This window comes from Alicyclobacillus sp. CIJ1 (assembly GCF_057538885.1).
Window position 1 is genome coordinate 1 of record NZ_BAAJPH010000072.1, and the last position, 5122, is coordinate 5122.

Genomic DNA, 5122 nt, shown 5'->3' on the forward strand with positions numbered 1-5122 from the left:
AAACTTATACAAGCAACGTGCCGGGAACGGACACGTTTATCGCATACGTGTCGTATATTCCGCCCGGGGGCGGCGTGTTCGACATTCAGAACGACGCCTATCAGTCGAATCCGGTATCGGTGACCTGGACAAACGGCACAACACAACCCACTCCGACGCCGACACCGAATCCACAACCCACACCGCCACCGGCTCCCAACTGCGGTGCGCCGTACGACTCAAATGTGCAGTGGACCAGCATGGGCAATGGTGCGGAAGAACTGACGTGGGTGTACAACGTACCGACACCGGAATACAACGCGCAGACGAACTCGTGGCAGTGTGTGGACGTGACGACGCAGGAGTCCCAATACTATCCGGCCTCCGTCAACGACGGCCAGATTTCCGGTTTGTCCTATGACCCCGGTACGCCGGAGGACATGTGGCTCCCGGTACCGGCGGGTGAGTGGGACAGCGAGCAATGTCCGGGGCTCTTCTGTCAGTATTTCCAGGAGCACGGCTTCACGGGTCTCGAAGGCGGCGGGCCGACCGCGAACCAGATCTCCAGCACGCTCGATATCAACGGCCAAACCTACCACACCTACGGCCCGCCGATTGGCGATCAGACGCCGACGGTGTGGGTGCGCCCGGATGCTGGATTCGGCTTCCGGTACGTGTGGCAAGGACCGCCCAATTCGCTGCCAACGGGCGGCACGGTGAAGTTCACCATGACGAACCCGGACGGCGGGAGCATCACGTGGACGGAGCCGCTGACCGTCAATTCCGATACCTTGTACGACGTCGGCGATACGCCAAACGGCACGCAGGCACCGGAGATCGCGTCTGAAGTGGTGTCCTGCTGGACGAACGTGCCGAAGGGCGTCTATCTGGCTGGGAAACCGGAACTCACGGCCTGGAGCATCAGCTCGAACCCGACCGTGGCCTATGAGGACGGCGCGCACATCTCGTTCACCATGACGGTGGACACGCCTGCCGGCAACATCACCGTCACGGCGAACAATGTGGCGTGCACGTTCGGCTGGCCTGCGTATTGGTTCACGCACATCATCAGCGAAAGCATCGGCGGCAAGACCTATTGATCTGAGCTCGCAAATCGCCCGCCTGTCTGCTGCAATCGCGGCGGGGCGGGCGGTTTTGCATGGCAAGAAACCCTTCAACGACGAACTCTGAAATTCCTACAGATCATATGACGGGACCGATGCATTGCCACGAAGACATAAGGAGAACGAAGTTGGCGATTAGGAGGGAGATTTGCCTTACAAACGACTTGATCTTGACGGCGAAGTTTTCTTTTTTCTGATCTACTCAGGAGTTGTTGGATACTCTTGTGTTTGATCCAAGTAAACTGAATGTATTTAGCAAAAGATATAAATACCCCTGTAATTGCACCAAAAATAAATATGTTGTTGTTTAAGTAAACTTTATAAAAGGCCAACAAAATACCCGATATGAATGTCGAAATGGACACGGACTTTATGCTTTCCATGTATGTATCTGTCAATCTTAAGATTTGTTCTAATTTCCCATGAGTGAAATTACGGTACGTTCGGAGACAAAAGGCATATTGAGAACGGATGTTCCGATATTCTCGATAACGAAACGATACTTTCGCTTTTCTGAAATCACATTTTATAATCAACCAATAAATTACATTTATAAATTGATATACGAGGAGGGCACATAAGATGAAGAAAAAAGGTGGCTCAAGGGCTTTAATGATGCGCATTGTTCGAATCGCCTCGCAACAGGGGTTTTCATCCTTAATGATGTGTGGATTACTTTTCGTGGTAGCTTATTTGCTCGGCCAGTTTGAGTTAAAACAACATTGGCTGCAACATTCAAACGAACAACTCACTATCGTTTCGATGTCCCTCGTTGTATTTCCTCTCTACTTCTGCTTCACAATACGTTTTTCGATAAGCCGAAAGATTGAATTATTTAAGGAAAATTTGGGTGTGGCGTTTGGGTTTGCGATTCCTACGATCGGAACAATCTTATTTCAGACTTTCGTGGCAGGAATTGAAACTTTTGTTGGAACAAAAGATCCCAATTTACTCGTCCTTGTTTGGATCAATGCAGCAATATACCTCTTAGCGTTCTTTATGATTGACCTTTTTGGTTGAGTTTTTTTGTTAAAATCAATAACAAGCGATGGTTATTGGAGGTAGGGCCATGCGAAACGATCTCGCCGATCTGATCGAGGAATACGAAGTGAGCCTGGAAGTCGTGAAATCGATCAAGCGGTCTCGCCAGAAACAGGACGACCCGCGCAGTTACCTGGATGTGAAATACTGCGAGGGCATGATCCGCACGCTGGAATATACGCTGGGGCTCATGGAAGGCACCGTGAGGGTGGAACACCGGGAAGTCCCCATTGGAGATATGGGCGTGTTGGATCGACTGGCGGCGAAACGGGGATTGTGCGGACGTGGCGAATGGGATACGGACGAAGAGGATCAGGGGCTAGAGGAAACGTGGTCGGAACGGTTGCCGGTGTCGTGGCGAAGCCTGCTGAGCTTGCGCGAAGCGGCGTGTCTGCTTGCTTATGAACGAGGCATGACGTACACGGGCATTGCGCAAGCGTTGTCGATTACGCGCGGGGCGGTGCATTCGTACATTCGCCGTGCACGGGAGAAACTGAGGAAAGCAGAGGCTGTGCAACTCAGTCTTTTCGACGACGCGCCCGACCTTGGCGCATGAGCACAGAGCGCATACTTGCCTGCCAACCCCCTCGGGATAGAGGGGGATTTTTCTTGTTCAGACGTTGACGCAAAATAGCCTCGGCGACATTCTGTCGCAAAGAACAATAATATGTATATTTAACTAAAAAATAGAATATAGATATAACGATTCCGAAAATGATTGGATAGGGAATGTCGAAAAAACCATAAAAAGCAGGTACAATGGTTGCTATGACAGATATATAGGATGTAGTCTCTAAAACTTGAAGTAGAGATTGATATAACCGATATTCCTTTTCGAGTTTATCGTTGTCATACGCGATAAGCTCTTTATACAAAGAATCATATGTAGAATTTCCATTTAAAATCAAACGGAAACGCACTTTTTGACCGATTTTCTTGTATGTCAATGTTTCTAGTAAAAGGAATATAAGGAGTGAAGATGAGATGAATAGAACTAGATTCCATAATATCGAATCGGCATTTCGAAACAAGAAAGTCTTCCTTTCTGTCAGTCTGATCGTCTTTTTTCTTGAATACGCATTGGGTTGGTGCCTAGTGTCCCACTTGGTAGCATGGGAAGTTCAGCGTCATTGGATTTCTTCTTTTTGGGCAGAACAAATTAAGTTTTCGATTCTTATACCTGTTTCTCCTGCATGTATGTTTACGATCATCACTGCGTTAGCTGACGATATAGAATTTTGGGTAATCCCTCTGTTGGTTGGGTTCGCGTTCTTTCCTGAGATTGCAATTTCACCCGAACTGTTCTTTGAACCTGACAAGCAGAAAATTGCTCACGAGATAGTTAGCATGAACTATGAGGTTATGCCTATTCTTTTTTTTGTTATGGCATGGTTCAGAGGAACTATTTCCGGTGTCAGATAGTTTGAGTAAAACGTTGCTCCATGAACCACCGTCTAAGCGCGCGAAGCGACAGGCTGAGGACTGTTCGAACGCGACAAGATGTTCGGCACCATATGTGTTGATTCCTTCTTTGGTTGCAACCTTTTTAACGGCGGGAAGGAAATTGGATCAACCAAGACACCACTATCACCTTTTAGCGAAATACGACATCTTGCTCTCGTAGTCCTTCTTTGCCTGCCACCCCCCTCAAAAACGAGGGGGATTTTTTATGCGCACAATCTACTGGCATGACAACGTGATCTTCTTGGATAATGGCTCTTCCTTTGCAGTGTATCGGCTTCCGGCCCTGCCGTACGAGCATCAGCCAGAAGCGGTCAAGAGAAGCATCTATCGACAGCTTGAAGTCTTCTTCCAGACCTATCGCGGACACGGACAGTTGTTAAGTATCTCGGTGCCGATCTCGAGCGAAGAAGTGCTTACCCGCATGCGCAGCTTCGGGGATCACCCGCATTGGCGAGCGCACATGGAAATGGTCGCGGAACGACTGAAGGGGCTCACGCCATTCGAGCGATTGACAGTGCTTGTGTTGCCGCTGGCTTCGCCTCTCGGCACCGCCTGGTCGCAGGTGCTGGATCGCCCCGACCAGTTGCGTGAGCGCGTGTCGGAACAGTTTGCGAGGTTGTGGGGATTTGCGAAGCGCAGGGTTGCGCGTGTACAAGCGCCCGTCCTCACGCGGCACGATCTGTTGGTCTCACAGCAAGCGGAGCAGCGGCTGTTCAATCGATTGCAGGCCATCATCCCGATGTTGGAGCGAGCGGCGCCCCAGGACATCGAACGACTGCATCGCGCGCCGTACTGGCGCGGCCTAACCCCATGGCCCCTGGCCTTGCCGGATCCGCTTCCTAAAACGCTGACGGTGGAAGGCCGGGATGTCGTGATTCGGCCTCGTCCCTTGCGTCTGCCGCTCGTGTCGGCGGCGGTGCGGGAAGACACGTTCCGCGTTCGCGTCGAGCATGACGACAAGCGCACATCGTATCAGTCGGTCATGGCGGTGGCGAGCATGCGCGAACGACTCGAGGTCATAGGTGACGAGTGGATTTATCAACCGCTTGAAAAACTTGCGTTCCCTGTCGATGCCTGTGTGCACTTTGAAGTCATCTCCCCGCAACGCGCGCGAGAGATCGTCTATCGCCGCCGAAAAGAGGTCGCCAGCACGGGCGAACAGTACGCCGAAGAGGGTGACGTGCCGTGGGACATCTACGACGGACTGGAAGACGCGCAGGCCCTTGAAGCCAAGCTGAAGGCGGGCATGGCGTTTGCGACGTTCCACGCCTTCTTTGCGGTGGGAGCAGACAGCGAGCTTGAGATGTTGCGGCGTGAAGAAATGCTGAAAGAGCGGCTCCAGGGTTCGATTCGACTCGTCCATCCGCCCGGTGACGCGCTGAGACTCTGGCAAGCCTTTTTTCCGGGCACCACAGGTGGTGTGGAGAAAGCATGGGCGATCCCTGCGGATCCGTCGGTGCTTGCGGCGTCGGGCGCGTTGGGCACGTCATTTGTAGGCGATCCGACGGGACAAT

3 protein-coding genes and 2 pseudogenes are annotated in these 5122 nt (G+C 51.6%); all 5 read left to right on the forward strand.

Annotated features, from left to right (window positions below; all coding sequences use genetic code 11):
- Nucleotides 1–1079: pseudogene (locus tag AC27E8_RS06475) on the forward strand (hypothetical protein); the annotation flags it as partial.
- 606 nt (nt 1080–1685) lie between these two features.
- Nucleotides 1686–2123 carry a hypothetical protein gene (locus tag AC27E8_RS06480; protein WP_487098618.1) on the forward strand — a complete coding sequence of 146 codons (438 nt, stop codon included), beginning with the start codon at nt 1686–1688 and terminating at the stop codon, nt 2121–2123.
- A 49-nt stretch (nt 2124–2172) separates the two neighbouring features.
- Complete coding sequence (locus AC27E8_RS06485) at nt 2173–2700, forward strand: sigma factor-like helix-turn-helix DNA-binding protein (protein WP_487098617.1); 528 nt, start codon at nt 2173–2175, stop codon at nt 2698–2700.
- 428 nt (nt 2701–3128) lie between these two features.
- Nucleotides 3129–3566 (forward strand): hypothetical protein, encoded by a 438-nt coding sequence (locus AC27E8_RS06490; RefSeq protein WP_487098616.1) that lies wholly within the window; start codon nt 3129–3131, stop codon nt 3564–3566.
- Between the two features lie 247 nt (nt 3567–3813).
- Nucleotides 3814–5122: pseudogene (locus AC27E8_RS06495) on the forward strand (ATP-binding protein); the annotation flags it as partial.

Excerpts from the sequence above, each read along its gene's own strand:
- AC27E8_RS06480 (WP_487098618.1), top strand. The coding sequence starts at position 1,686 with ATGAAGAAAAAAGGTGGCTCAAGGGCTTTAATGATGCGCATTGTTCGA.
- AC27E8_RS06485 (WP_487098617.1), top strand. The coding sequence starts at position 2,173 with ATGCGAAACGATCTCGCCGATCTGATCGAGGAATACGAAGTGAGCCTG.
- AC27E8_RS06490 (WP_487098616.1), top strand. The coding sequence starts at position 3,129 with ATGAATAGAACTAGATTCCATAATATCGAATCGGCATTTCGAAACAAG.